Annotated in this window: 21 protein-coding genes; 16 read left to right on the plus strand and 5 right to left on the minus strand. The window is 42.0% G+C overall.

All coding sequences use genetic code 11. From position 1 onward, the window contains the following. Positions 1–55 precede the first annotated feature (55 nt). The 9 genes from AAG747_RS14885 (at position 56) to dapA (ending at position 9,699) form a co-directional block, all read left to right on the plus strand. On the plus strand, positions 56–1,270 hold the full coding sequence (locus tag AAG747_RS14885; RefSeq protein ID WP_346821984.1) for a pyridoxal phosphate-dependent aminotransferase: 1,215 nt from the start codon (positions 56–58) through the stop codon (positions 1,268–1,270). Positions 1,271–1,433: 163 nt separating this feature from the next. After that, on the plus strand, positions 1,434–2,420 hold the full coding sequence (locus tag AAG747_RS14890; RefSeq protein WP_346821985.1) for a bifunctional heptose 7-phosphate kinase/heptose 1-phosphate adenyltransferase: 987 nt from the start codon (positions 1,434–1,436) through the stop codon (positions 2,418–2,420). A 719-nt stretch (positions 2,421–3,139) separates the two neighbouring features. Next, positions 3,140–3,994 carry a TraB/GumN family protein gene (locus AAG747_RS14895; protein WP_346821986.1) on the plus strand — a complete coding sequence of 285 codons (855 nt, stop codon included), beginning with the start codon at positions 3,140–3,142 and terminating at the stop codon, positions 3,992–3,994. A gap of 152 nt (positions 3,995–4,146) precedes the next feature. Then, positions 4,147–4,794 (plus strand): arginine-tRNA-protein transferase, encoded by a 648-nt coding sequence (locus tag AAG747_RS14900; protein WP_346821987.1) that lies wholly within the window; start codon positions 4,147–4,149, stop codon positions 4,792–4,794. Between the two features lie 197 nt (positions 4,795–4,991). Continuing rightward, positions 4,992–5,465 carry a transcription elongation factor GreA gene (gene greA / locus AAG747_RS14905; RefSeq protein WP_346821988.1) on the plus strand — a complete coding sequence of 158 codons (474 nt, stop codon included), beginning with the start codon at positions 4,992–4,994 and terminating at the stop codon, positions 5,463–5,465. 89 nt (positions 5,466–5,554) lie between these two features. Continuing rightward, the gene (locus tag AAG747_RS14910) at positions 5,555–5,953 is read left to right on the plus strand and encodes an HIT family protein (protein WP_346821989.1); all 399 of its coding nucleotides are present in this window, start codon (positions 5,555–5,557) and stop codon (positions 5,951–5,953) included. A gap of 162 nt (positions 5,954–6,115) precedes the next feature. Then, complete coding sequence (gene ligA, locus AAG747_RS14915; RefSeq protein WP_346821990.1) at positions 6,116–8,182, plus strand: NAD-dependent DNA ligase LigA; 2,067 nt, start codon at positions 6,116–6,118, stop codon at positions 8,180–8,182. Positions 8,183–8,243: 61 nt separating this feature from the next. Continuing rightward, positions 8,244–8,780, plus strand: coding sequence for a DUF6913 domain-containing protein (locus AAG747_RS14920; RefSeq protein WP_346821991.1), 537 nt, complete (start codon positions 8,244–8,246; stop codon positions 8,778–8,780). A gap of 37 nt (positions 8,781–8,817) precedes the next feature. Continuing rightward, the gene (dapA, locus tag AAG747_RS14925) at positions 8,818–9,699 is read left to right on the plus strand and encodes a 4-hydroxy-tetrahydrodipicolinate synthase (protein ID WP_346821992.1); all 882 of its coding nucleotides are present in this window, start codon (positions 8,818–8,820) and stop codon (positions 9,697–9,699) included. Positions 9,700–9,914: 215 nt separating this feature from the next. Here the strand turns inward: dapA and AAG747_RS14930 are convergent, their stop codons facing one another. Together AAG747_RS14930 and AAG747_RS14935 are read right to left on the minus strand one after the other, a co-directional pair. Then, complete coding sequence (locus AAG747_RS14930; RefSeq protein WP_346821993.1) at positions 9,915–10,100, minus strand: histone H1; 186 nt, start codon at positions 10,098–10,100, stop codon at positions 9,915–9,917. 187 nt (positions 10,101–10,287) lie between these two features. Continuing rightward, a complete protein-coding gene (locus AAG747_RS14935; protein WP_346821994.1) occupies positions 10,288–11,535 on the minus strand; it encodes an aminotransferase class I/II-fold pyridoxal phosphate-dependent enzyme in 1,248 nt (415 codons plus the stop codon). A gap of 424 nt (positions 11,536–11,959) precedes the next feature. Between AAG747_RS14935 and accC the strand changes: the two genes are divergently transcribed. Beyond that, the gene (gene accC / locus AAG747_RS14940; RefSeq protein ID WP_346821995.1) at positions 11,960–13,459 is read left to right on the plus strand and encodes an acetyl-CoA carboxylase biotin carboxylase subunit; all 1,500 of its coding nucleotides are present in this window, start codon (positions 11,960–11,962) and stop codon (positions 13,457–13,459) included. Next, positions 13,456–13,845, plus strand: coding sequence for a hypothetical protein (locus AAG747_RS14945; protein WP_346821996.1), 390 nt, complete (start codon positions 13,456–13,458; stop codon positions 13,843–13,845). The genes accC and AAG747_RS14945 overlap by 4 nt, the downstream gene beginning before the upstream one ends. Before the next feature lie 114 nt (positions 13,846–13,959). On the opposite strand, the gene AAG747_RS14950 is transcribed toward AAG747_RS14945, so the two are convergent. Continuing rightward, positions 13,960–14,874, minus strand: coding sequence for a hypothetical protein (locus AAG747_RS14950; RefSeq protein ID WP_346821997.1), 915 nt, complete (start codon positions 14,872–14,874; stop codon positions 13,960–13,962). A 307-nt stretch (positions 14,875–15,181) separates the two neighbouring features. On the opposite strand from AAG747_RS14950, the gene AAG747_RS14955 reads away from it, so the two are divergent. The 4 genes from AAG747_RS14955 (at position 15,182) to lpxK (ending at position 20,788) form a co-directional block, all read left to right on the plus strand. Next, on the plus strand, positions 15,182–15,832 hold the full coding sequence (locus AAG747_RS14955; RefSeq protein WP_346821998.1) for a hypothetical protein: 651 nt from the start codon (positions 15,182–15,184) through the stop codon (positions 15,830–15,832). 432 nt (positions 15,833–16,264) lie between these two features. Beyond that, the gene (locus tag AAG747_RS14960) at positions 16,265–18,097 is read left to right on the plus strand and encodes a M61 family metallopeptidase (protein ID WP_346821999.1); all 1,833 of its coding nucleotides are present in this window, start codon (positions 16,265–16,267) and stop codon (positions 18,095–18,097) included. A gap of 264 nt (positions 18,098–18,361) precedes the next feature. After that, positions 18,362–19,552, plus strand: a complete 1,191-nt coding sequence (sucC, locus tag AAG747_RS14965) for an ADP-forming succinate--CoA ligase subunit beta (RefSeq protein WP_346822000.1) — start codon at positions 18,362–18,364, stop codon at positions 19,550–19,552. 168 nt (positions 19,553–19,720) lie between these two features. Next, on the plus strand, positions 19,721–20,788 hold the full coding sequence (lpxK, locus tag AAG747_RS14970; protein WP_346822001.1) for a tetraacyldisaccharide 4'-kinase: 1,068 nt from the start codon (positions 19,721–19,723) through the stop codon (positions 20,786–20,788). A 48-nt stretch (positions 20,789–20,836) separates the two neighbouring features. Here the strand turns inward: lpxK and AAG747_RS14975 are convergent, their stop codons facing one another. Together AAG747_RS14975 and AAG747_RS14980 are read right to left on the minus strand one after the other, a co-directional pair. Next, on the minus strand, positions 20,837–21,817 hold the full coding sequence (locus AAG747_RS14975; protein ID WP_346822002.1) for an L-threonylcarbamoyladenylate synthase: 981 nt from the start codon (positions 21,815–21,817) through the stop codon (positions 20,837–20,839). Further along, positions 21,807–24,506: a putative LPS assembly protein LptD gene (locus AAG747_RS14980; RefSeq protein ID WP_346822003.1), complete on the minus strand. Its 2,700-nt coding sequence runs from the start codon at positions 24,504–24,506 to the stop codon at positions 21,807–21,809. The genes AAG747_RS14975 and AAG747_RS14980 overlap by 11 nt, the downstream gene beginning before the upstream one ends. A 116-nt stretch (positions 24,507–24,622) precedes the next feature. On the opposite strand from AAG747_RS14980, the gene AAG747_RS14985 reads away from it, so the two are divergent. After that, positions 24,623–25,381 carry an N-acetylmuramoyl-L-alanine amidase family protein gene (locus AAG747_RS14985; RefSeq protein ID WP_346822004.1) on the plus strand — a complete coding sequence of 253 codons (759 nt, stop codon included), beginning with the start codon at positions 24,623–24,625 and terminating at the stop codon, positions 25,379–25,381. Positions 25,382–25,694: the final 313 nt, after the last annotated feature.

Here is a 25,694-nt window from a genome sequence, read left to right on the forward strand (position 1 = left end):
TCCAGTTTTGGCTTTAATAAGTATTTTTGCTACTTCATGTATAAAACGAAAACAGATGAGTACTGAAAACATCAACTATCCAGTTGCTGAGCGCTTACAAGCGCTTTCTGAATCTGCTACTATTGCGATGGCAGTTAAAGCGAGAGAATTACAAGATCAAGGCCATCATGTAATTAAGTTGAACTTGGGAGAACCGGATTTTCCTACTCCTGAAAATGTTCAGAAAGCTGCTATCAAAGCTATTGAAGATGGAAAACATTTTTCTTATTCTCCGGTTCCCGGTTATCCTGAGTTGCGACAAGGGATTGCTGACAAGCTGAAGAAGGATAACAGTTTGGACTACAAACCGGAAGATATTGTCGTTTCCACCGGAGCCAAACAATCTATTGCAAATGTACTGTTGAGCTTGGTAAACCCTGGCGAAGAAGTGATTATTTTCACGCCTTACTGGGTGACCTATATCGAGCAAGTGAAGTTGGCCGGAGGAAAGGCTGTGTTGGTAGAAGGAGGAATTGAAAACGACTTTAAAGTAACCCCGGAGCAGTTAAAAGCAGCAATTACGGATAAGACCAAAGCCATTATGTTTTCTTCTCCTTGTAACCCTACGGGTTCGGTATTTACCAAGGAAGAACTGGGCGCTTTGGCAGAAGTAATTAAGGCTCATAAAAATATTTTTGTGATTTCGGATGAAATCTATGAATACATCAACTTTGGTGGCCAGCATGCCAGTATGGCGGAATTTGCCGATATCAAAGACCGTGTAGTTATCATCAACGGATTTTCGAAAGGTTTTGCCATGACCGGCTGGAGAGTAGGCTATATCGCAGCTCCTACCTGGATTGCCAAAGCTTGTAACAAACTACAAGGACAATTCACTTCCGGGACTTGTTCTATCGCTCAGCGTGCCGCTTTAGCTGCTATTACGGGCGACAGGGCCGCTACCGATCAAATGGCGGAAGCGTATTTGAGAAGAAGAAACTTGGTAAAAGGCTTGTTAGATGAGATTGATGGAATTAAAACCAACGAGCCTAAAGGGGCTTTTTACATTTTCCCGGATATCAGTGCTTTCTTCGGAAAATCGAACGGAGAGACAACCATCAACAATAGCTATGATTTTGCGATGTATCTATTGCAAGATGCACATGTTTCTGTAGTAGACGGAGGAGCTTTTGGAGCCCCTAACTGCATACGTATTTCTTTTGCCGCTTCAGACGAAGAGTTAAAAGAAGCGATTGTTCGAATTAAGAACAGTCTGGAAAAACTGAAATAACGATGCAATAGACCATTCAATCGTTGCCGGGGTTTTGCTCTGGCAACGATTGATTATTTTTTATCAAAACGGGTTGTCCTTTTTGGGGACGTACCTGTTGGGAAAGGGAATTAGACCTGACTGAGCCCTCTTCCGCTTTTTTTTGTATAAACCGATCAGTAGCGTGAATATTCAAGATATTTTTTCTTCTTTCAGCCAACTTAAAGCATTGATTATTGGTGATGTGATGGTCGATTCCTATGTATGGGGAGCAGTAGACCGTATTTCACCGGAGGCACCCGTGCCGGTAGTGAATGCCCAAAGAATTGAAAACCGATTAGGTGGAGCTGCGAATGTGGCCTTAAATGTACAGGCATTGGGTGCCCAACCTATTTTATGCTCTGTGACAGGCAACGATGAAGAAGGGAATACCTTAAACGGCCTTTTACAAGAAAAAGGATTGACCGCACAGGGAATTGTGACAAGCGATGAACGGATTACTACTGTGAAACGAAGAATCTTAGCCGGTTCTCAACAACTGTTGCGAGTGGATACGGAGGTAGATAGCGAGATTCAGGCCAAAGAAATCGAAGCCTTGGTAGCCCGGGTGAAGCAATTGGTTCAGGGACACCAAATTCAAGTCATTATTTTCGAAGATTATGACAAAGGAGTTTTGACCCGGCCGTTAATTGAAGAAGTAATTGCTTTCGCGAATGCCAAAGGTATCCCTACCATTGTAGATCCTAAAAAGCGCAACTTCTTAAGCTATAAGGGGAGTACGCTGTTTAAACCCAATTTGAAAGAGTTAAAAGAAGGGCTAAACATCACTTTGCATGGAGGCGACCTGAATGGCATCCGTAAGGGCGTGCAACAATTGCGGGAACATATGCCCGTAGATTCCGCCATGATTACACTTTCGGAATACGGAATTTATATCAGTAACTTTACGGAAGACTACCTCTTGCCGGCTCACAAACGGGAAATTGCCGATGTCTCCGGGGCTGGGGATACCGTAGTCAGTATTGCCGGTTTGTGTTTGGCTTTGCAATTACCCCTTTCACAAATCGCCGGTTTGGCAAATTTGGGAGGTGGTCTGGTATGTGAGCATTTGGGTGTGGTGCCTGTAGACAAAGCAAGGCTTGCCGAAGAAGCTCAAAAAATTTACGGATAGCTGACACTGCATCGACTACCCGTAAATTATACGTAGTTAGAAATGAAGGTGAAGTCAGTTCTTGCAACTGACTTTTATGCTTAGCTCTTAAAGCATGTTCATATGTACACTTTAAGAATAACGAGTGTAAAAAAGTAAAAACTAAAACCTTAAAATGTTGATACTCTGGACTTCACTTGAAGTTCGTAATTCAACAGAAATTGATTACCCAAATCTTTTAACTTGTAACTGTTTGTAGAGTTGTGGTAGCTTGCATAGCCTTTGTCACAAAGGTATTTTAAACCTTTTCTAAAATCCTTCCCGGACATTTCCTCAATCAAATCTTGAAAAAAAACGCGTGAGAAGTGTACATTTAGTGCATTGGCTTTTTTTAGAGCCCTGAGAATCAGATAAATGGTTCTAGTGTGCATGGTGGAGTTGGGGTTTAAGGTGAAAGATAATACAGGTAAATTGCTGATATTGCTAAGAATTAATGAAAATCCAATCCAAAAGTAACGTGCTTTCTCACGTTAATAACACAATAGGTGGTTGAAAAATGGCAGCTATTAGGATATGTTTAGAAAAGACTGAGGATAATATTACTTTAGTAAGTAAAAATTGAAATTGTTAGTTCCTTTTAACGTATATTAATTCTGACGAAGACCTACTTTCTGGCAGTGTCTTATATAGATAAATAGGGTCAAAAAACCGGGGTGTATCAAACAGTTAAATTAAAGGTGATGAGAATAAAACATATCTTGAGTATACTGATGTTGATGGGGCTTTTTCACGGAGCTCAAGGACAATTGCTGTGGGAAATCAGAGGCAATGGCTTAACTACTAGCTCTTATCTGTACGGTACGGTGCATATCAATGATGAGCGAGTGTTTGACTTTTCCGATTCTGTAATGGTCAAATTTTCCCAATGTGAGGTGTTTGCCGGGGAAATTGTGATAGATCCCATGGCATTTTCTCAAAAAATGAGCTTGCTCTTTATGCCGGGCGATACTACTTTACAAGACTTGTTGGGGGAAAAAGAGTACCGCGAAGTGCATCAGGCATTGGAAACAAAGTTGACGGGGATGAGCCAGTCAACCGAACGGATGAAACCGCTTCTTTTAGCAACCTTGTTTCTCGATTTGGGCCAAAGTACCCGGTCGGCTTCCAACAAACCTCCCTTGGATTTGTATTTTCAGAATCTGGCCAAGGAAAATGAGCAGGAAGTGATTGGCTTGGAAACCCTGGAAGAACAAATGGCAGTTTTTGATCAATTGCCTTTGAAAGAGCAAGCCAAGGCATTACACGAACATATCATCCACCAGGAAAAAAATATTCAACTCTTCAAAGAACTCTTGGAATACTACCTGGCGGGTGATCTGGAAGGGATTCACGTTCATGTAGAACAACAAATGGATAATCTCATGTTTAAAGAAGAGCTTTTGAACAAACGGAATGATAGAATGGTTGAGAGAATTTTGGAGAACATTCGAAGCCGAAGTATGTTTATAGGAATAGGTGCGGCGCATTTGCCCGGAGAGTCCGGGATGATTGCCCTTTTACAAGAAAAAGGCTTTGATGTGCGCCCGGTAGAGTGAGCGCACTGTGTGTCTGACGTTATCAGATCGAACGCAGCGATTTGCCTACGAAACGGTTGCACCGTTACTAAGAAACTACAAGCAGTCAAATAAATGGAAATGTCTCGGTTACGACCGGACTTTGTCGATCAAAAAACCAGACAATTGGATATATGGAGTACCTAATTTTCAAAGAAATTGAAAAGAATAGTATTTCACCGGAAGAATTAGACCGAATGCTGGAGCAGGGGTGGAGGCATTTTGGCAAGCGTTTTTTTAAATACAATTTGAACATACACAACGGCGAGTTGTGTAATGTGCTTCCATTGCGGATTGACTTAGAGCAGTTCAAGCTGTCCAAACGTTATCGAAAGATCCTTAAAAGAAACCAGAAGTTTCACACCGTGATTAAAGAGGTGGAGATAAACCCGGAAAAAATCGAACTTTTCGAGCAGCATAAATTGAAGTTTAAGTACGGAATTCCCAAATCGATCTACGACTTTTTATCTAAAAAACCCGCTTCCGTTCCTTGCGAAGCTCTGGAGTTTTGTGTTTACGATGAGAGGCATTTGGTGGCGGTAAGCTTTCTGGATTTAGGCAGGCAGGTGACCTCCAGCGTTTACGGGATGTACGATTTGGCGTATAGCAATTTTAGCCTGGGGATATATACCATGTTATTGGAAATAGAATACTCTATCCGCAATGGGAGAAAGTATTATTATCACGGTTATTGTTATGATATTTCCTCCTTTTACGATTATAAAAAGAAATTTGAAGGGGTGGAATTTTATGATTGGCGGGGAAATTGGAAAGCATTATAAAATTTCGTATCTTTAATCCACTGATTGAGGGCCAAATTTGTACTTATGTGTAAACCAAATAAGTGCAATTGGGGTTCTTAAGAATAAGGATTAAGTAAAAACCACGTATATATTTCAATCTTTAACGATCTGTTCGAAGATAGATCGTTATTTTTTTTATTCATTTTTTTGAAGTGTTTAAACTAAATTAAAAAATTATGTCAGGATATTCTTATTTCACCCGCGAAGGTTTAGAGAAGTTGAGAAACGAACTGAATGCACTGAAAACCAAAGGAAGAGCAGATATTGCGAATCAAATTGCGGAAGCTAGAGACAAAGGCGATTTAAGTGAAAATGCAGAGTATGACGCTGCAAAAGATGCCCAAGGCATGTTGGAAATGAAAATTTCCCAAATGGAGGAATTGATTTCAAAAGCGCGAATCATAGATGAATCCCAAATTGACAGTTCCAAAGTGTCGATTCTCTCCAAAGTAAAAATCAAGAATGTAGACAATGGCATGGAATTTCAATACTGCTTGGTATCGGAAGAAGAAGCGGACTTGAAAGCCGGCAAAATCTCGGTGAAATCACCGATCGGTAGCGGTTTGTTGGGCAAAAAGGTTGGTGACGTTGCTTCGGTAAAAGCTCCAAGAGGAAGCCTTAAATTTGAAATTATAGAAATAAGCAGATAAAAAGTAAGCAATTCACTATTTTTGATGGTTGAAGACCTCCAAGGTTTTCAACCATTTTTTTGCCCAAAACACAAAAACTATATACGGTTATGGCATCAATTTTCACCAAGATCGTCCAAGGGGAAATCCCTTGTCATAAGATTGCCGAAAATGATAATTATTTCGCATTTTTAGATATTAATCCCTTAACGGAAGGGCACACCTTGGTAATTCCTAAAAAAGAGGTGGATTACATGTTTGACCTGGATGACGAACTGCTGGCAGGCTTGCACGTCTTTGCCAAAAAAGTAGCCAGAGCCCTGCAAAAAGCCGTCCCTTGTGTACGGGTGGGTTCTTGCGTTATGGGCTTGGAAGTGCCTCATGCCCATTTGCATTTGATCCCTTTTCAGATGATGAGCGATATGAGTTTTACCAATCCTAAGCTAAACCTGACGCAGGACCAATTGGCCGAAATTGCTGCGAAGGTTCGTAACCATTTGGATCAATAAGAGGGAGCATAGTTGTTCATGTATGTGCTTTTCCTTTTGTACGAGAACTAACGCTCTGCCGTAGAGGGTGATTTTTTGCTGTGACGGACTCAAAGACTTACCTCTGGGGTCGGGTGGAAAGCGTCTTCCTATATTACTACTGACTAAAACTTAATTTAACCAATGACCGAACAAGAAGTTAAAAAACAGATCCAAGAATTATCTGAAAAGATAAATTTTTACAATTATGAATATTACCAAAAAAACAATTCGGTAATCTCGGATTACGATTTCGACCAACTACTCAATCAATTAATCGAACTGGAAGAAAAATTCCCTCATCTCAGGTTGGAAGACTCACCTACACAAAGGGTAGGGGGGGCGATTACCAAAGAGTTTCCGACCGTATATCATAAGTACCCCATGCTTTCGTTGGGGAACACGTATAATGAACAAGAATTATTGGATTTTGATGCTCGTGTGAAAAAGGCGATAGCAGAGGAGGACGTAGAGTACATTTGTGAGTTAAAGTTTGACGGGGTAGCGATCAGTCTTACGTACGAAAACGGCATCTTAAAACAAGCAGTAACCCGTGGTGACGGAGTGAGAGGAGATGATATTACACCCAATGCCCGTACCATCCGCTCAATGCCATTGAGAATTGAAGGTGACAATATTCCGGAGTCTTTTGAAGTAAGAGGGGAAGTTTTTTTACCTAAAAAAGAATTTGACCGGATCAATGCCCAAATAGTCGAAGAGAATGAACAACGGGAAAAGGCCGGTAGAAAACCCATGACCTTACTGGCAAATCCTAGAAATGCGGCCTCCGGGACTTTAAAAATGCAAGATTCCTCAATCGTATCGAAACGTAAGTTAGATTGCTATCTGTATGCCCTGTTAGGGGAAAACTTGGGAGCCAATACCCATGAGGAAGCGCTTCGACAACTGACCGCTTGGACGTTTAATGTTTCTCCCACGTATAAAAAGTGTAACAGTATCCAGGAAGTACTGGATTTTATCAAAGACTGGGAAACCAAACGAAACAGTTTACCATTGGAAACCGATGGAATCGTAATCAAAGTCAACAACTATGCACAACAACAGCAATTAGGCTTTACCTCCAAAAGTCCGCGTTGGGCCATTGCTTACAAGTATAAAGCGGAAAGCGCCAAGACCGAATTGGAATCTGTGAGCTATCAAGTGGGCCGTACAGGCGCAATCACCCCGGTAGCGAACCTGAAACCTGTTCAGTTGGCCGGTACGGTAGTGAAACGGGCTTCTTTACACAATGCAAATGAAATCGAGCGCTTGAATTTACACCTGAACGATTGGGTGTATGTAGAGAAAGGCGGGGAAATCATTCCGAAGATTACCGGAGTTGATATGTCTCTGAGAAAAGAGGGTGCGAAAAAAATAGACTTTATCCATGAATGCCCGGCTTGTGGTACCCCTTTGGTAAGGGCTGAAGGAGAAGCGGTTCATTTTTGTGAGAACAGCGCGCATTGCCCTCCGCAAATCAAAGGTAAAATCGAGCATTTTATTCAGCGGCAAGCGATGAACATCGAGTCACTGGGGCCAGAGACGATTGAACAACTTTTGGATACCGGATTGGTCAAGGATGCTGCGGACCTCTATTTGTTGACAGAAGAATCCTTGCTTACCTTAGAGCGGTTTGGCAAACGCTCAGCCGAAAAACTATTGCAAGGAGTAGAAGCTTCCAAAAGCCAAGCGTTTTCCAAAGTGCTTTTCGCAATAGGCATTCGCTTTGTCGGGGCCACCGTAGCCGAAAAACTGGCGAATTATTTCCATTCGATGGATGCCTTGAGCCAGGCAACCGTAGAGAGTTTGGTCGAAGTACCGGATATCGGAGAACGCATTGCTCAAAGTGTTGTGAATTATTTTGAAATTGAAGAAAATAGACAATTCGTTGGCAAATTAAGAGAGGTAGGACTTAACTTTGAGCTTTCCGAGGAGGAGACTACTCTAAACAGCGAAGCCCTCAAAGGGAAAACGTTTGTGGTTTCGGGCGTCTTTTCGGTGAGCCGGGATGAAATGAAACAGCTTGTGAAACAACACGGAGGGAAAATTGTTTCTTCTGTATCTTCCAAACTGGACTATTTATTGGCGGGAGATAAAATGGGTCCTTCCAAACTAGAAAAGGCAAAGAAATTTAACACCATCGTCCTTGGCGAAGAGGATTTTTATCAAATGCTGGAACAAGGAGCAGAAGATGGAGTAAATGCAGAGTGAGAAGTGTACCTATGCAGGGTGGCTTCATAGGAAATTGAAACGCGTATAATTGACGGAGGAAGTGAATTTTATAAAAAGTTATTTTCTGGGAATAAAAGCACAAAAGGCCCGGCAAAAGAGCCTGGCTTGTGAACGGGAAACCTTCAATTATGAACAGGCTTCCAGTATTGGTTTGTTGTTCCGGGTAGCCAATGGTAACGGAGAGCATCAGTATATCAACCAGTTTGTGCAAGGGCTTAAGCGGGATGGTAAAAAGGTGGAAACACTCACCTTTTTTGACCGGACGGAGGATAGTCCCTATGATTTCCCCTTTAATTTCTTTACCGAAAAAGATATTTCTAATTTTGGCGTATTTACTTCCTCCAAAATCCATAATTTTATAGAAAAAAAATTCGACTATCTGTTTTGTATCAATTTGGATGAATTCGAGCCCTTTGACCTCATCTTAAGTGCCTCTAAGGCCAAATGCCGTATTGGCAAATACGATGAGCAACGTGCACAATTATTTGAACTCATGATTCAAGTTGAGGGAAATTCCATTAAACAACTCATAGAACAAATACAGCATTATACCAAAGCAATTTGCTTTAATCATTAATGGAATCTCAAACTCTATAAATAAAATAAAAAATTAGATGGATACGATTGTTGGAACTGGTGTAGCCTTGGCAACCCCCTTTACCGATGACGGAGAAGTGGATTATCAAGGTCTTGAACGATTATTGAACCATACAGCCCCTCAAGTAGATTACTTAGTGGTGAATGGCACAACCGGAGAGTCACCGACTTTAAGCAAAGCGGAAAAAGTGGCTGTACTCGACTTTGTCGTAGCAAATAATAAGTGGAAAAAACCTGTTGTTTTTGGCTTAGGAAGCAACAATACAGCGGCTTTATTAAAAGAGCTGAAGGAAGACTATGTCAAAAAAGCGGATGCCATTCTTTCCGTCACACCTCAATACAATAAACCTAGCCAGCAAGGCCTCTATACACATTTTAAAGCCGTAGCCGATGCCTCTCCCGTTCCGGTGATCTTGTACAATGTGCCTGCCCGTACCTCTTGCAATTTGGAGGCGCAAACAACCATCCGGCTAGCCGAACATCCCAATATTGTAGGCATCAAAGAAGCTGCCGGAGATATGGCACAAGCCATTGCAATTGCCCGCGAAACACCGGAGGATTTTCTACTGATTTCCGGGGATGATTTATTGACTCTGCCCTTGATTTCCATTGGTGGAAAAGGCGTGATTTCGGTAGCTGCGAACGCTTATCCGAAGGAGTTTTCGGAAATCGTTCGCGCTGCTTTAGCAGGGAAACCATGCAATAGCCCTGACCATTGGCTATACGAATTAAGCCGTTTTAATACCCTCTTGTATAAGGAAGGGAATCCGGTAGGAATCAAAGCATTATTGGAAATTTTGGGAATTTGTCAAGCGAAGGTGAGGTTGCCCTTGGTAGAGGCCAGTAAAGAATTGAAAGAAGCTTTAAAAGAAAAAGCTTTGCATTTGGAAAATGCGTAAGTAAAAAAGTGGGGAGAGGTGCATAAACCTGCTCAAGCCAAAAGACCTTTGGCAAACCAAGGGAAGCGAAGCGTGTATAATCCGCCTCTGTATACCTTGATTAGCCAAAGGTCTTTTCTTTTAAGACTATTTTTAGGAAAGAAAGCCAGATAGTTACCGGTTTTCTTTTTTGTTTTAAAATCAAAAAGGTGGTTTGTGTCAAACCACCTTGTGCATTACTTGTCAGTAACAGCGTTTTTCTTTTCTTGAACCTCTACCCGGATTTCCTGAGCAAGGTTTTTCATTTCTTGCATCCCTTTTCTTACGCGGGTTCCTGCAGCTTGAACACCTTTATCGTAGAACTTAGCAAAGTCGTCTTCCAGACTGAAAAGGAGGTTTTTCAATTCTTCGAATCTGTCCATTTTAATAAAATTCGTTTATGATTACTAATTGTTAAAACACTTAACTGCTGCCAAATCTAGAAAATGTTTGAGAAAGTGCTATACTCAAGGTCTGATTTTTTTAAGAAAATTCGACAAAATCTCTTGAATACAGCACTTTTTGTAGGGAGTGTTGTACTTTCAGGGCCCAACCCTCTATCGATTTGGATTATTTTGCTATCATCTGTGGCTCTGCTTTTGCATAAACCCCGCTTTCTAACTTATGCTGAATAGCAGAAAAGGCAGTAATGGTTTCTTCTACGTCTGTCAAGCTATGTGAGGCAGTAGGAATCAAACGCAACATGATCACATCTTTGGGCACCACCGGGTAGATCACTACAGAACAGAAGATGTTGTAGTTTTCTCTCAAGTCCATAATCAAGTTGGCCGCTTCATTGTTGCCACCACTCAAGATTACCGGAGTCACCGGTGATTGAGTATTGCCAATATTAAATCCTTTTTCTCTCAGACCGTTTTGCAAAGCGTTTACCACCTTCCAAAGATTGTCTTTCAACTCCGGCATGGTACGAAGCATCTCCAAGCGCTTCATGTTCCCTCTGACGAAAGGCATAGGAAGTGTCTTGGCAAAAATTTGTGAACGGCAGTTGTAACGTAAATATTCAATCACTTGCTCTTTACTGGAGATAAATGCTCCGATACTTGCCATAGACTTGGCGAAGGTTGAAAAGTAAAGGTCGATTTCATCTTGAACGCCTTGCTCCTCACCTGTACCGGCACCGGTTTTTCCCATGGTACCAAAGCCGTGGGCATCGTCAACCAACAAACGGAATTGATACTTTTTCTTCAGTTCTACAATCTCTTTAAGATTACCTTGCTCTCCCAACATGCCAAAGACCCCTTCGGTAATCACCAAAATAGACCCTCCGGTTTCAGCGGTGATTTTCTCCGCTCTTTTCAGTTGCTTTTCACAGTTCTCAATGTCATTATGCGGGTAGACAAAGCGTTTACCCAAGTGCATCCTCAAACCGTCAATAATACATGCATGGCTGTCTGAATCATACACCACCACGTCTTTTCTATCAAGTAAGGCATCTATTACCGACATGATTCCTTGGTATCCATAGTTAAGTACCAAAGTATCTTCTTTTCCTACAAATTCACTTAGCTGGTTTTCGAATTCTTCAATCAAGTTGGAGTTACCCGACATGATCCTAGCTCCCATAGGATAAGCTAATCCAAACTCCCTTGCCGCCTCTTCATCTGCCTTTCTGATTTCCGGGTGATTTCCCAGACCAAGGTAGTTGTTCAAGCTCCAAGTTAATACTTCTTTCCCTCTGAATTTCATCCTAGGAGCTATTTCTCCTTCTAACTTGGGAAAGGCGTAGTAGCCATGTGCAATTTGTGAATGCTGGCCTAATGGCCCCCTGTGCGCTAATAATTTTTCGAATAGATCCACTTTTCCAAGTTTTATTTTAAAAATACGCGTTCCTCAAAAAAACACACAAATCTAGTATATAAATAAGTGAATTTCAAAAATAGAGAATCTTGTAGGGGCTAATCCCCGGGCTTTTTTTGAGTTTTTTGTGTAAACTTGGCCGTATGAATAAATTCTCCTAATTTGGGTAGAAAATATTTTTAGAAAGTTTTGGAAATGAATGAAATAATTCAATTAAGCAGTTTTGCACATTGTGGAAATGTAATACCGGATGTTGGAAAATATTGAAATTTTTGATCTGTAAAAAAACAAATTTACAGTTGAACGCTTGAAATTCATTTCTTTAAACCAATAAACCAACCCATACCCTGGCTGTATTCAACCTGAGCTGTTGTGCATTACTGGCCAGGTGTATTTAACATTAGGGAAAAATAAACAACATAACATGACAGTCCAGAAGATACAACGCTTATTAATTGCCAACCGGGGAGAAATTGCCTGCCGGATCATCAAGTCGGCCAAAGAGATGGGGATACAAACCATTGCTGTTTTTAGCGAAGCAGACCGGAAGGCTCCCCATGTATTTATGGCCGATGAAGCCGTTTGCATCGGCCCACCGGCTTCGTCCCAGTCGTATTTATGCCAAGATAAAATCCTCCAGGTATGTCAAGAGTTGGAGATAGATGCTATTCATCCCGGGTATGGCTTCCTGTCTGAAAATGCGGAGTTTGCCAAAAAAGTAGAAGCGGCCGGGTTGATCTTCGTAGGTCCCTCGGCCAGTGCCATTGAGACCATGGGAAGCAAGTTGGCAGCAAAAGAAGCTGTAAAGAAATACAAAATTCCTCTGGTGCCCGGTACGGATTTTTCGATTGAAGACCCCGCATTGGCAAAGGAAAAAGCCCGGGAAATAGGGTATCCGGTTTTGATAAAAGCCAGTGCCGGTGGAGGAGGAAAAGGGATGAGAGCGGTATACTCAGAGGAAGAACTGGAAGAACAAATGGACAGGGCCATGAGTGAGGCCCGCTCCGCATTTGGCAATTCTTCGGTATTTATTGAGAAGTACATCACTTCACCCAAGCATATTGAAGTTCAGGTATTGGGAGACAAACATGGAAATATTGTCCACCTGTTTGAACGGGAGTGCAGTGTACAGCGCAGGCATCAGAAAGTAATTGAAGAAGCGCCTTCTACCGTAATAAGTCCCGAAATGCGGCAACAGATGGGAGATGCTGCAGTAGGAGTGGCAAAGGCTTGCCAATATGTAGGGGCCGGTACGGTAGAGTTTATCGTTGATAAGGAATTGAATTTTTACTTTTTGGAAATGAACACCCGCTTGCAGGTGGAGCACCCGATTACGGAGCAAATCACCGGGAAGGACCTGGTAAAAGAGCAACTCCGCATAGCCCAAGGAGAAAAATTACCCTTTACCCAGGCAGATTTGTTGATTAACGGACATGCCATTGAAGTGCGAATATATGCGGAAGATCCTCATAATAATTTCTTGCCTGATACAGGGGTCTTAGAAGTGTATAAGCGGCCTTTTGGTCCCGGTGTTCGTTTGGATGATGGCTACGAAGAGGGCTTGGAAATTCCTGTGTTTTATGATCCTATGATTGCGAAGCTCATCAGCTTTGGCAAAGACCGGGAGGAAGCCATTCAACGCATGCTGAGAGCAATGGAAGAATATCATATCACTGGGGTGAGCACTACCATGGATTTCTGTAAATTTGTTCTTCAGCATGAAATATTTAAAAATGGAAGCTATGATACTAACTTTGTAGCAGAACACTTCCGGCCGGAGATGCTTCAAAACGGAAGCCAGGAGGACAAGTGGGTAGCGGCTGCTTTGGTACACTCTTTTTTCCAGGAGCAAAAATCCAATCACAAACCGGATGCGTTAGCAACGAAAGAACAAAAAAGCAAGTGGAAACAACGATTAAAATGAATTGGAAAAGTATGATGTTGGGCATAATTTGCCTTTGGACGATGGGAGCCTGTTCCGGCAAAGTAAATGCGGATTGGTTTGAAGAAACGCTTTGGAAAAACGACAAGAATGGATGTAAAAATGACCGGCTGGAGTTGTTGGATCAGATTCTTCGTTTAAAAGACCAACTGATAGGTCTGGATGACAAAGAACTGAGAAAGGTGCTGGGGAAGCCCGATCGGATAGATTTGATGAAGAGAAACCAAAAATTTTATGTGTATTTTGTTGAAGCGGGGAAGCAATGTGCGGAAGGGCAAAACAAAGAGGCTAAAAAAGTATTGGTGCGTTTTAGTTCATTAAACCTTGTCAACGAAATCAGCATAGACTATTCGATCAAAGAAGAGTAAAAGCATCGTAAAATAGACAAATGCCCTCACTGATTTTAGTTGGTGAGGGCATTTGTCGTTTAAAGCACATTTAAAATTCATTTTTGGCCCAAAGGGCGAAAGTTACACATGCTCTTACTTTCTGACACTCATATAAATGATTTTTTCCTGAAAAGAGGTATTAGCCGTTTTGTTTTTACTCAGCCATTGTTGAAACTTTTCCGGCTCAATTACTTTTAAGCCATCCGACCGTTGGTCGAATATAGGTTTATCAAAAGGCGTTTCGGAATACACAATATAGACTCTATTAAAAATCCGCTCCGAATTGCCCGTGGATAAACGGAGAGGATCCACATGCCGGCTGGTATATCCTTCAAAGTAATTGCCGTATTTTTGAGAAAAAAAGACATACTCTTGGTCGGAAATGATGGGGGCGCAACTCGCTAACTCCCCATACATTTGAGAGTAAGGAAACAATCGGTACACCAAGTCTTCTTCCCGCATAAAAATGCTGATATATCCCTTTTTAGGGGATTTGAAACTGACAAAAAAATCGTCATTGTCTTCAAACATGGTTGTGGCACATTGTTCCGGCAGGTCGCATTTGAGGGTCAAGGCTTCAAAGTCGATGGAAGCATCATTTATTTCCCGGGCCTTTCCCTCCACTTCACAGGACAAATAAAGCACTTGTTCTTCATTAGGTCCTTCCTCCCGCAGTATCCAATGCAGCTCTTCTTTTTGAGTTTTTACCCATTCCCCTTTGACCGCACTGGTAGAAATCGCATTGAACAAAGAAGATGTGGAATTTACACCGTCTTTTTGAGCGCTGGTGGTTACTAATTCATTGTCTTGCCGGACGGATGTCCCAAACTTTTTAGCCAGAGCATCGAATTGAGCCATTTGTACAATTTTAGATTTTAAATCCCCAATGCAGTGACTGTTCTCTACACGAACCATGGCCTTGCCCGTTACATTGACCAATTTTTGTGCAAAGCCGTTTCCGCTTGCATAAAGCATTAAAAAACAGGTGTATATAAGTATATTTTTCATGGATGTATTTTTTGAGGTACATTTTGTTCTTTCTTAGCAAAAGAGAGAAGTTATACTATGAGCTCTTTACTTTTTCTGAGTATAAGTCCGATGGGTATAAAGACTGATTAAAACTATTTTTTGTTTCATCCGTCTAATGTAAAGTGCTTTTGTTTAAAACATTTTGGAAAATAAAAAACTTAATGTAACCCCCTTAATTTATTTCCGTTTAGCAAAATAATTTCAACTAAAATCGTTTTTTTAAGCGTTTTTTACATCATTTACCGAATTAAATAATTAAATATTCTTCGAAATAAAATTCAAGATTATGAGAACCCTGAAATCCCTTACTTTCTTATTAATGTTGGCTATTGTGGGTATGAGTTTTGCAAATGCTCAAACATCCGATGAATGGAAAGATGCTCGAAAAATAGCCGGAAAAAAGGCTATCAAAGATGCTCGGAAACAAGCGAAAAAATTCAGAAAACAAGGCTTTATGAATTTGCCTGGCGAGCCTAATATGGACAAGCAGATTGAGGAAGCTATGATTTTGAATTATGTGAGAGATGATAAAGGAAGAAGAAAATTTTACTATACCACTCAAGAGGCTAAAGCAGAAACGTTTGCAGCGGCCAAACAACAAGCCCAACAATTGTGTTTGGCGGATATCGCTTCTCAAATCGGTAGCAATATATTGGGTCGTATCAAGTCAAATGTAGCGAATGCCGAGCAAATGGAAGATGCTGCTTCCGTAACGGAAGTAATCGGGGCCTATCAGAATACCGTAGCGGCCAAATTGGGTAGAACCGAACCCGTGGTCTTATTTACCAAAAAAGATAAATTGACCTATATCTACATGGGTGTATTGTACGATGTAGCTTCGGCCGAAGAGATGATTAAAAATGACCTTCGAAAAGAATTAAAATCAAAAACCGAATTATTGCAAGAAGAAATTGACGGCTTGTTAGAGTTGAAATAAAATTTTTCAGAAAAAAATCAGAGAGCCATCCAATATTTGGATGGCTTTTTTTATTTTCGGGCTTTCATACCTGAGCCCTGATAAGATACGGGTTTTCAGGGATGGCTACTTTTCTGTTGATCAGCTATATAGAGGCTGTAATGGCCCGCCTCTTGTTGTAAAGAGCAGTATTCCGCTGCCCTTATACGTCAAGTTCTTCTCCCTGTCTGAAAATGCGCTTTGTCACTATCACTTTTTGAATACATGATGTAATTGTGTGAATGGTAGTAGAAAGAGGAGTCGTTTTTGTGAAAGAATATACTTGTATTTTAACTTTTCTATTCATCCTTTGCAGGTGAATACCCTTGGAGCATGCAATTCGCCATTTCTGTTACTAACGGAGTACTAAAACTAAATGAAAGTTAACATCTTAAACCAAGTACACTAAATTCTATGAACAAACTTGTCAGTTGCCTTTTATTAGGCGTTTGCTTGTCCATGCATGCTTTTGGGCAAAAGCAATACAATGTACAAATCGCGCTAGATCAAGTAAAGAATGACCGCCTCAAAGTGCTGGTACGCCCTCCGAAAATCCGAAAATCCTCCATTGTGTATGTGATCCCGAATGCCGTACCGGGTTCGTATTCGCTGAAAAATTTCGCCAAGTATTTTCATGATTTCAAAGCTTTTGATAAAAAAGGAAATCTTTTGCCCCTTAAAAAACTTGGGGACAACTTGATTGAAATAGAACAGGCCCGCAAATTGGAAAGGCTGGAATATTGGGTAGATGACACCTGGGACAGCTCTAACGAGGATTTTATTTTTCAGCCTGCCGGGACAAATATTGATGCCGGCTATTGCTATGTGATCAACCATCAGGGTTTTTTCGGATATTTTGACGGGTATGAGGATATGCCTTACTTTGTGCATGTCAAAAAACCGGAAAAGTTTTATGGGGCAACGGCTTTAAAACTGACCAATACTTCTAAAAAAGAAGACTTGTTCTTTGCCGCCAATTATGCCGAGCTAGTGGACAGCCCGGTTATGTATTCCAAGCCGGATACCTTGAGCTTTGCAATGGGGAACGCAAAGGTTAATATTGCCATATATTCCGAAAGTAAAAAAGTATCGGCACAGAAAGTCCGGGACATTATTCAACCGTTGTCAGCGGCTTTTACGTCTTTTTTTCAAACCATGCCTGTGGAGGAATATTCGTTTATAATGTATTTCTCAAAGTCAAGCTCGCAGAAGTTTGTAGGAAACGGAGGGTACGGAGCGTTGGAGCATTCCTACTCGTCTTTTTATTATTTACCTGAAATCAACAACCAGGAAGCCTTGAGCTCGATGGTATTGGATGTCGCTTCTCATGAGTTTTTGCATATTCTCACCCCTTTACATTTACACAGTAATTTGATTGAGAAATTTGATTATCACAACCCCGTAATGTCCAAACACCTATGGTTGTACGAAGGCGTAATCGAATACTTTTCTCATCTGATCCAACTGAAAAGCGGAATCATTTCCGAAGAAGAATTTCGTGAGGTGATAGGCCGCAAAGTCAGAGCCAGCGCTTCCTATACCACAGGCTCTTTTACCGAGATGAGTAAGAATATTCTGAAAGAAAGCTATCAAGCCCAGTTTTCGAATGTGTATAACAAAGGCGCGTTGTTAGCATTTCTGATGGATATCCGTTTGTTGGAACTTAGTAAGGGAAAACTTAGCTTACGCAAATTATTATTAAGTCTGACAGATAAATACGGGCCTCAAAAGCCGTTTGAAGAAGAAGTGCTTTTCGATGAGTTAGTGGCCCATTCCTATCCGGAAATGAAAGACTTTATCAGCCGCTATATCGAAAAAGGAGAAGCATTACCGCTACACGAGTATTTTGGCAAAATCGGGTGGGATTATCATTCTTTGGTGGAAACGGAAGAAAAGACGTTTGGGGTAATCGAATTTGACTTCGATCAAACGATGGGACAGTATAGAGTGGCTCATTTGGACCCCAGCCTGAATTTATTTAAAATCAAAACCGGAGACCGGATTTTACAAATCAACGGACAAAACTTAACCAATACCAATGCCGAGGAGTTGCTAAAGAGTGTATTGTATCCCAATAGCTTTGAGGAAGTGAAAATGACCGTGGAACGACAGCAACAGACCCTTGAACTCAAAGCCCGGCCTATGGCGATCATGACAGAAAGGGAGCATATCTTAATGAAGAAAAGTAATTCATTAGGGGAAGAAGATGCCATAAAAAAGCGGATATTGGGAGGGAGTTATTTATAAGTATAAAATAAAGCCTTGTTTTTACCATCAAAATAGAGCTAATTTGCGGAATCTATGGAAAGGTGCTTGCAATAAAGTCCAAGTGACGGGCTTCTCGCAGAAGACTCTGCCGGATGGCCTTAAACGAAATGTAAAATATGCGATTAGCCTCTGTAGAAGGATCATTGTCCAAACGGAATTAATTTCTGCATCACTTGGATTTTATGGTCATTTTGACCTAGTTTTGAAGAGAATTTTTTGAATATCTGATAATAGTCTATAAAAATGAACATTCACGAATATCAGGCGAAAGAGACCTTAAAAAAATATGGCGTTGCTATCCAGGAAGGGATCACAGCGGATACGCCCGACCAAGCCGTAGAGGCAGCAAAAGCATTAACCGAGCAGACCGGTACGCAGTGGTGGGTGGTAAAAGCTCAGATTCACGCGGGTGGCCGTGGTAAAGGTGGCGGAGTAAAACTGGCCAAGTCTATCGATGACGTGAAAGAAGTGTCCAGCCAGATTTTGGGCATGCAACTGGTTACCCCACAAACCGGACCGGAAGGTAAAAAAGTGCATAAGGTACTGATTGCCCAAGACGTGTATTATCCCGGAGAAAGTGAGCCCGCAGAGTTTTATATGTCTGTGTTGTTAAACCGGAATACCGGTCGCAACATGTTGATGTACTCTACCGAAGGAGGAATGGATATTGAAGAAGTAGCTGAAAAAACACCTCACTTAATCTTCAAAGAAGAAATCGATCCGAAAGTAGGCTTACAAGGATTTCAAGCTAGAAAAGTTGCTTTTAACTTAGGTTTGAGCGGCAAAGCTTTTAAAGAGATGGTGAAGTTTGTGATGGCTTTATACAAAGCGTACGAAGAAACGGATTCAGCTCTGTTTGAAATCAATCCGGTATTGAAAACTTCTGACGATAAAATCATCGCAGTAGATGCCAAAGTAAATCTTGACGATAACGCTCTGTACCGTCACAAAGACTTGGCAAATATGCGGGACATCAATGAAGAAGATCCTACCGAAGTAGAAGCTGGCGAAGCAAACCTGAACTATGTGAAGCTGGACGGAAACGTAGGCTGTATGGTGAATGGTGCCGGATTGGCAATGGCGACCATGGATATGATTAAATTATCCGGAGGTGAGCCTGCAAACTTCCTGGATGTAGGAGGTACTGCCAATGCACAAACCGTTGAAGCAGGTTTCCGTATTATCTTGAAAGACCCGAATGTAAAAGCCATTTTGATCAACGTATTTGGTGGAATTGTGCGTTGCGACCGGGTAGCGCAAGGTGTAGTAGATGCTTATAAAAACATTGGCAATATTGATATTCCAATCATCGTGCGTCTGCAAGGAACCAATGCCGAAGAAGCGGCTAAGTTGATTCAGGAATCAGGGTTGAAAGTGACTTCCGCGATCTTGTTGAAAGATGCCGCTGCGAAAGTAAAAGAAGCTTTGGCATAAGCCGTCTTTTCACCGGACCTAGGCTTTAGGAGGCCTCGCTGGAGAAATCCGATAAGTCCTTCCGGAAATAAAATATATCTACGGCCTGTTTGTCTGGTAAAGGCAAACAGGCTTTTTTGTTGCAGGATAAGCAATCCTGCAAAATCATTTGTGTCGGAGTTTATGAAAATGTTTTTACGACTTCTTCTTTTCCCTTTTGCCATATTGTACCGGGGCTTGACCGGCTTCTATCATTATTCGTATGATAAAGGCTGGAAGCCTTCCATTGAATTTGATCTTCCGGTGATCAGTGTGGGAAATATCACCGTAGGAGGTACGGGCAAAACGCCTCATATCGAATACTTGATTCGCTTGTTAAAAGACAAATACTCCTTGGCAACGTTAAGCCGGGGATACAAGCGGAAATCCAAAGGTTTTTTAATGGCCGGAGAACAAAGCTCTGCAAAGGAGATGGGAGACGAGCCGTATCAGTTTTATGCGAAATACGGAAAGGAAATACATGTGGCTGTAGGAGAGGAGCGGGCAATGGCTATTCCTGCTATTTTGAATGCGGTGGAAGATATACAATTGGTGTTGTTAGACGATGCTTTTCAACATAGAAAGGTCAAGCCGGGTTTGAATATTTTATTGACGGACTATAAGCGGCCTTTTTACGATGATTTCCTGTTGCCGGCAGGGCGTTTAAGGGAAAGGCGTGACGGGGCAAAAAGGGCCGATATGGTGATCGTATCCAAATGTCCCGATAAGTTGCCAGAACAGGAACGGGCACAGGTCTCGAAAAAAATACAACCTTATACACAGCCTGATACTCCTGTGTATTTTACCGGGTTGAAATACACCACTCCCTGTTCATTAAAGGAAAAGGATTCCGGAGAAAGCTTTAAAAATATCCTGCTATTGACGGGGATTGCCCATACGGAACGCTTGGTGGAAGATCTACAAGAGCAATATACCATTGTAGAGCACCTCAAGTACCGGGATCATGCCGAGTATACTCCATCCTTATTGAAAAGTATTCGGACAAAATACCAATCTTTAAAGGAGAAGTTGGGTGATTTGGTCATCCTCACTACGGAAAAGGATGCGGTCAAACTTCAGGACTCGTCATTAGATACTTTTGTAAGTGATTTGCCCTTTTATTATTTGCCTATAGAAGTATATTTTCTGCAAAACGGAGAGCAGTTTGATGCCCGTGTGCTGAAATATATCGAAGGAGAAAGAAGCAAGGAAGCCTAGCCTATTCAGGGCTTCCTGATTATCAATTCTCTGATTTTGACTATCCGTTTATTTTGCTGCTGCCCTTCGTAGTCGGTCGTTAATGGCCCTGCCCAAGTCCTTTTCGGGAAGGAGTTCGGTAAGAATGACGTCCAACGGGAGTTGGTCCAATTCTCTTAAGGTGGCAAATAACTTCTGAGCGGCTTCCGCATAATCCCCTCTTTCCGATAGCACGATTTCACAATGCTGCTCTTGGGTTTTGTAGTGCTTTTTAAAGGAAATAATCCCTACTTTTTTATCCTTATAGGAGTTTAAAAGGGTCGGAATATCGCCTAAAAGAATGGGTACATGAGGAGAGTAATGCTTTTTCAACATTCCCGGAGCTGTGGGTTGGGAACTGGAATGCTCCTTGACCTTGACAGGGCCGATCAACTGTTCGATCATCTCCACAGATACTCCGCCTTTTCGATACACGGTCGGAATGCCTTCCGGAAATCCCACAATGGTAGATTCGATTCCTACAGGACACTCTCCGCCATCCAGAATATATGCAACCTGCTCGCCCAGGTTTTTATAAACATGCTGAGCTGTAGTAGGACTGACATAGCCGAAAGGATTGGCACTGGGGGCCGCCAATGGAAAATCCAGTTGCTGTAATAATTGTAAGCTTAAAGGATGCCGGGGGATGCGAACCGCTACCGTATCCAATCCGCTGGTGACCAAATCCGGAACGATTGTATGCCTTGGTAAAATCAAGGTAAGGGGACCGGGCCATAGTTGTTTGGCCAGTTGCTCAGCCTGTTCGGGCATGTTTATGGTAAATTGTCTTACCTTTTCGATCGTATCCGTATGGATAATCAAAGGATCAAATGCCGGGCGTTTTTTTGCCTGGAATATTTTGGCAACGGCCTCCGGGTTCAACGCATTACCCGCCAGCCCGTACACGGTTTCCGTAGGGATGGCGACTAATTTTCCTTCGGTTAACAAACGATGTGCCCGTTCCAGGTCGGTTCCGATTTTTTCGCCTGAAGAGTTGTGTTTACCGGTCATACCAGCTATCTCTTTTACTAATTTTCAAATCTTGCAAAATACTGGATTTTACAGCAATATCAATGTTGTAGGAAGTCCGCGGGCCGAATGGGATCCAATTGAGGGACATTTGCCAACAGTGTAAGTCCCGGTGGATATTGATGGATGTAAAGGCCAAATCTTTTTCTTTAAAATCATAGCCGGAGCGAAAGCCTACCTTCCACTTTTCTGTCAAGCTAATATCTCCGCTAAAGTTCAAGGTCTGAACGGTATTCGGGTCTTGCAAACCCGTCCGGGACGAACTGATGGTGTAATTTACACTCAAACTCCAAGGGATGTTAAAATCTACATATCGCTCGGGGTTGTTCATAATATCCCGCATCACCGGATTGTCTTCGTTTTTCCTTTCCTGATCTTTTTGCTTTTTGGATTTGGGAGGTTGGAAACGGGTGGTTACCCCAAGGTTGACCCGGCTGACTCGCCCCAGGCCTTGCCCTTCGTCCCACATCAATTTATCTACCCTTCTGGAACCGGTGATTTTTCCGGTGATCGGATCCGTCTTGGTTATTTCGTATACATAAGGGTCCAATGTACCTCCGAAGTTGACATTAAATCCACGCCAGTTGGGGAAGATATCTCCGAACAGAGTTGTCCGCGCACTAAAGCTGATATTGCTAAGTTGGAAGGAATCCCGGGCAAAATCATAAGAACCCCGGATATTCAAACTTTGCAAAATAGGAATTTTCTTATATTTCTGTGTGCTATCGTTCTTGGTGCGTACTTTGGCTTCCAATTGGTTGGATAAACCGAACGACATACTTTTACTTTCGCCTAAACCGGGACTTCCGAAAATCCCTCCCTGAAAGCGGGACACTCTGCGGATGGTGCCTTCTTTGTCCACCTGCACATCCTGATAGTAATCAAAATCGGGAGTACTGAAATCCGGCCGGTAACTAAAAGAGACGGTAGGCGTGAACATATGCCGGATTCTGAAATCGCCTTTAAATTCATAGAAAGCATAAAAGCGGGTTTGCAAACTGGCTGAGGTACTGAATTCGTACGCTCTGCTAAACTCATTCTCCTCCTCGACTACTACGGCATCCAGTTCGTCTACCCATGTGTAGTTGTATCGTCTGGGGTACCAATATTCCGTATAATTGATGCTGGGAGACAGTGTGAAATAACTGATGTTAATTGAAGTCGACAATGGAATACTATGTCTGGCTCCGTATTCCATGTTATCCAAAACACCCGTAAAGTTGCTGAAAAAGTCAATGGTATCCTCTTCAAAGTCATTCTCTTGCTCCAGGTCCACTACTTCAAAGCCAAAGCTTCTCCGTTTTGCCAGGTTGTTGGTCAATTCCCCTTTGGCTTGCCCGGAATAACTAAAGCTGGTCTGGGTAATGAAGTTCTTTTTTCCTCCCCCTCCCTTTTTACGGAAAGGATATACCCGGTTCATGTTGAGGGATATATCCGGAGTAACGTTGACAATTTCGGTGCGGACGTTCTGGTTGTGCCGTAAATTGACCCCTAAAGAACCGAAAGAACCCAAGGTCCTGCTATAACTGATATTTGAGTTAAAGGCCGGATTTACATAGTTATCAAAGTTTACGGAGTTGTTCTGGTTATAGGTACTGGTACCGGCATTGACACTGGCCGAGAAGCGGCTGGCCCCCTTGGTTTGAGGTGAGTGGTTCCAACGGATCCAGTAATCATTGGTGATGGCTTTGCTGAAATCGTCCTGTTCCCTGACAACTTTTCTGTAACTGAAATTTAAGCCTCCGGAGTATTTATAGCGTTTCCGGTAGCGGGAATCCAGCGTCAATCCCCAACCTCCCAGAGTGTAAAATTCAGTGGTCATGCTTAAATCCACATAATCGCTCAAGGCAAAATACAAGCCGCCTCCTCTAAGGTAAAATCCTCGATCCTGGCTTTCTCCGAAGTCCGGGAAGATCAATCCGGAAGTGCGTTCGTTTTTGGCCGGGAACATTCCGAAAGGAAAACCTAATACCGTGGGTATTCCGTTGAGTTCCATATTAAAAGGCCCGGAAATGACATAGCGGTCCGGAGCGACTTTCAACCTTCTGGACCGGATGCCGAAGTGAGGGTGAACTAAATTACAAGTAGTATAAATGGCACCTCGCATAAACATCTCATCATTATCCATCTTTTTCACCCGTTCTCCCTGAATATATCCATCGCCTTGTTCGGTGACAATACCACTGATGATTCCTTTTTTGGAAGCAAAGTTGTATGTCATCTCTTTGGCGTTATAGGTCACGCCTTGTTCGGTGAAAATCGGTTCGCCTTGCATGGTTCCGGTGGAGTCGGCTACGCCTCTGGCCACTACCGTTTTCGAGTTCATATCCACTTCGATCTCGGCGGCTTCCAAGGTCAAATCTCCGTATTTTACCTTGGCATTCCCGTACAAAAAGGTTCTTTGCTTTACGACATCGTAGATGATAGAATCTTCGGCAGAGTAATCGATAGTGGTTTCAATATCTCCCTTTGGGCTGGGTTGTAAAGTATCTGTCACTACCGTGTCCGGCAATATCGTATCTGCCAAAACAGGTACAGGACTGGGAGTGAGTGAGTCATTTGCAGGAGTGATTGAAGGAATTGAATCAAATTTCACTTCTGTGTTCTGTGCATATGCCAGGTCAATTCCCAATATCCAACAGATGATAAGTAGTAATATAGCAGGTCTCAAGATCAATGTTGACTTTTCAGATTTGTTTCTTTTTGCCTTTTTTTGTGCAAAGTTAGTTTTTAAGATATATATATTGAATAAGATGTATGCATAATATCTCCATATTTTTTTTAATCGTGTTTGGATGGAGCTTAAGCGCTTTTTCTTTACCGGATACTCCCCCTGGAAAAATTACTACGATTGTGATAGATGCCGGCCATGGTGGTAAAGACCCCGGTACGATGGGAACATTTACTAAAGAAAAGGACATTGCTTTTAACATCGCCATTCAGTTGGGTAATTTGATCCGAACCCATTACCCGGACATCAACGTAGTTCAGACTCGCTATGACAAAGACAAATTTGTCAGCCTATATGACAGAGCAAAAATTGCAAATCGCTTAAATGCCGATCTATTTATTTCCATTCATTGCAATGCCAGTTCCAATAGCAAAGCACAAGGCACGGAAACGTATATCATGGGCTTGGGAGCTTCGGAAGACAATATGGAAGTGGCCAAAAGGGAAAATTCCGTGATTTTTCAGGAACGCAACTATCAAAAAGTTTATGGTGGGTTTGACCCGAACTCTCCCATGACGCATATCTTGTTGGCCAATTACCAACATGCCTATCAAGAAAGTAGCTTGCTGATGGCAGAAAAAATCGAGGAACAATTTGCTTCGAAGCAACACCGGATTAGCCGGGGGGTAAAGCAAAATACATTTATCGTGTTGGCCAAAACCTCTATGCCCAGTGTATTGGTGGAAGTGGGCTTTTTGAGTAATGAAGAGGATGAAGCATATTTGAGTAGTGATTTGGGACAAGGATACACCGTGGCGGCCTTGTACCGTGCCTTCCGGGACTATAAAAAATCCATCGAAGAGAATTTGGAATAAGATTTACAGTTACTGGTGAGCCTGTACTAAAAAGTCAAAAGTACATAAAATACCACGAAGGTTCTAAGCCACTAAGATTTGTAAATCTATGAGTTATAATTTGTTATTTTTGTGTGAATCTTAGTGGTTTTGTACCTGTATACTGACTTAACTTAAACCGCTTTGTTTTTGCTACGGCTTGATATTTATCCCTTTTGCCAAGGCGGGTAAAGGCCAGGCGTTTTTTAAATTTTGATATCTTTTTACATTGTTCATCTCAGGGCTTCCCTTGTTCATCGAATTCTTTTTATCTTTACCACCGCTTAATAATGGG

The sequence above is a fragment of the Rapidithrix thailandica genome (genome assembly GCF_039710355.1).
Taxonomy (GTDB): Bacteria; Bacteroidota; Bacteroidia; order Cytophagales; family Flammeovirgaceae; genus Rapidithrix; species Rapidithrix thailandica.

Excerpts from the sequence above, each read along its gene's own strand:
- AAG747_RS14885 (WP_346821984.1), top strand. The coding sequence starts at position 56 with ATGAGTACTGAAAACATCAACTATCCAGTTGCTGAGCGCTTACAAGCG.
- AAG747_RS14895 (WP_346821986.1), top strand. The coding sequence starts at position 3,140 with ATGAGAATAAAACATATCTTGAGTATACTGATGTTGATGGGGCTTTTT.
- AAG747_RS14900 (WP_346821987.1), top strand. The coding sequence starts at position 4,147 with ATGGAGTACCTAATTTTCAAAGAAATTGAAAAGAATAGTATTTCACCG.
- greA (WP_346821988.1), top strand. The coding sequence starts at position 4,992 with ATGTCAGGATATTCTTATTTCACCCGCGAAGGTTTAGAGAAGTTGAGA.
- AAG747_RS14910 (WP_346821989.1), top strand. The coding sequence starts at position 5,555 with ATGGCATCAATTTTCACCAAGATCGTCCAAGGGGAAATCCCTTGTCAT.
- ligA (WP_346821990.1), top strand. The coding sequence starts at position 6,116 with ATGACCGAACAAGAAGTTAAAAAACAGATCCAAGAATTATCTGAAAAG.
- dapA (WP_346821992.1), top strand. The coding sequence starts at position 8,818 with ATGGATACGATTGTTGGAACTGGTGTAGCCTTGGCAACCCCCTTTACC.
- AAG747_RS14930 (WP_346821993.1), bottom strand. The coding sequence starts at position 10,100 with ATGGACAGATTCGAAGAATTGAAAAACCTCCTTTTCAGTCTGGAAGAC.
- accC (WP_346821995.1), top strand. The coding sequence starts at position 11,960 with ATGACAGTCCAGAAGATACAACGCTTATTAATTGCCAACCGGGGAGAA.
- AAG747_RS14945 (WP_346821996.1), top strand. The coding sequence starts at position 13,456 with ATGAATTGGAAAAGTATGATGTTGGGCATAATTTGCCTTTGGACGATG.
- AAG747_RS14950 (WP_346821997.1), bottom strand. The coding sequence starts at position 14,874 with ATGAAAAATATACTTATATACACCTGTTTTTTAATGCTTTATGCAAGC.
- AAG747_RS14955 (WP_346821998.1), top strand. The coding sequence starts at position 15,182 with ATGAGAACCCTGAAATCCCTTACTTTCTTATTAATGTTGGCTATTGTG.
- AAG747_RS14960 (WP_346821999.1), top strand. The coding sequence starts at position 16,265 with ATGAACAAACTTGTCAGTTGCCTTTTATTAGGCGTTTGCTTGTCCATG.
- sucC (WP_346822000.1), top strand. The coding sequence starts at position 18,362 with ATGAACATTCACGAATATCAGGCGAAAGAGACCTTAAAAAAATATGGC.
- lpxK (WP_346822001.1), top strand. The coding sequence starts at position 19,721 with ATGTTTTTACGACTTCTTCTTTTCCCTTTTGCCATATTGTACCGGGGC.
- AAG747_RS14975 (WP_346822002.1), bottom strand. The coding sequence starts at position 21,817 with ATGACCGGTAAACACAACTCTTCAGGCGAAAAAATCGGAACCGACCTG.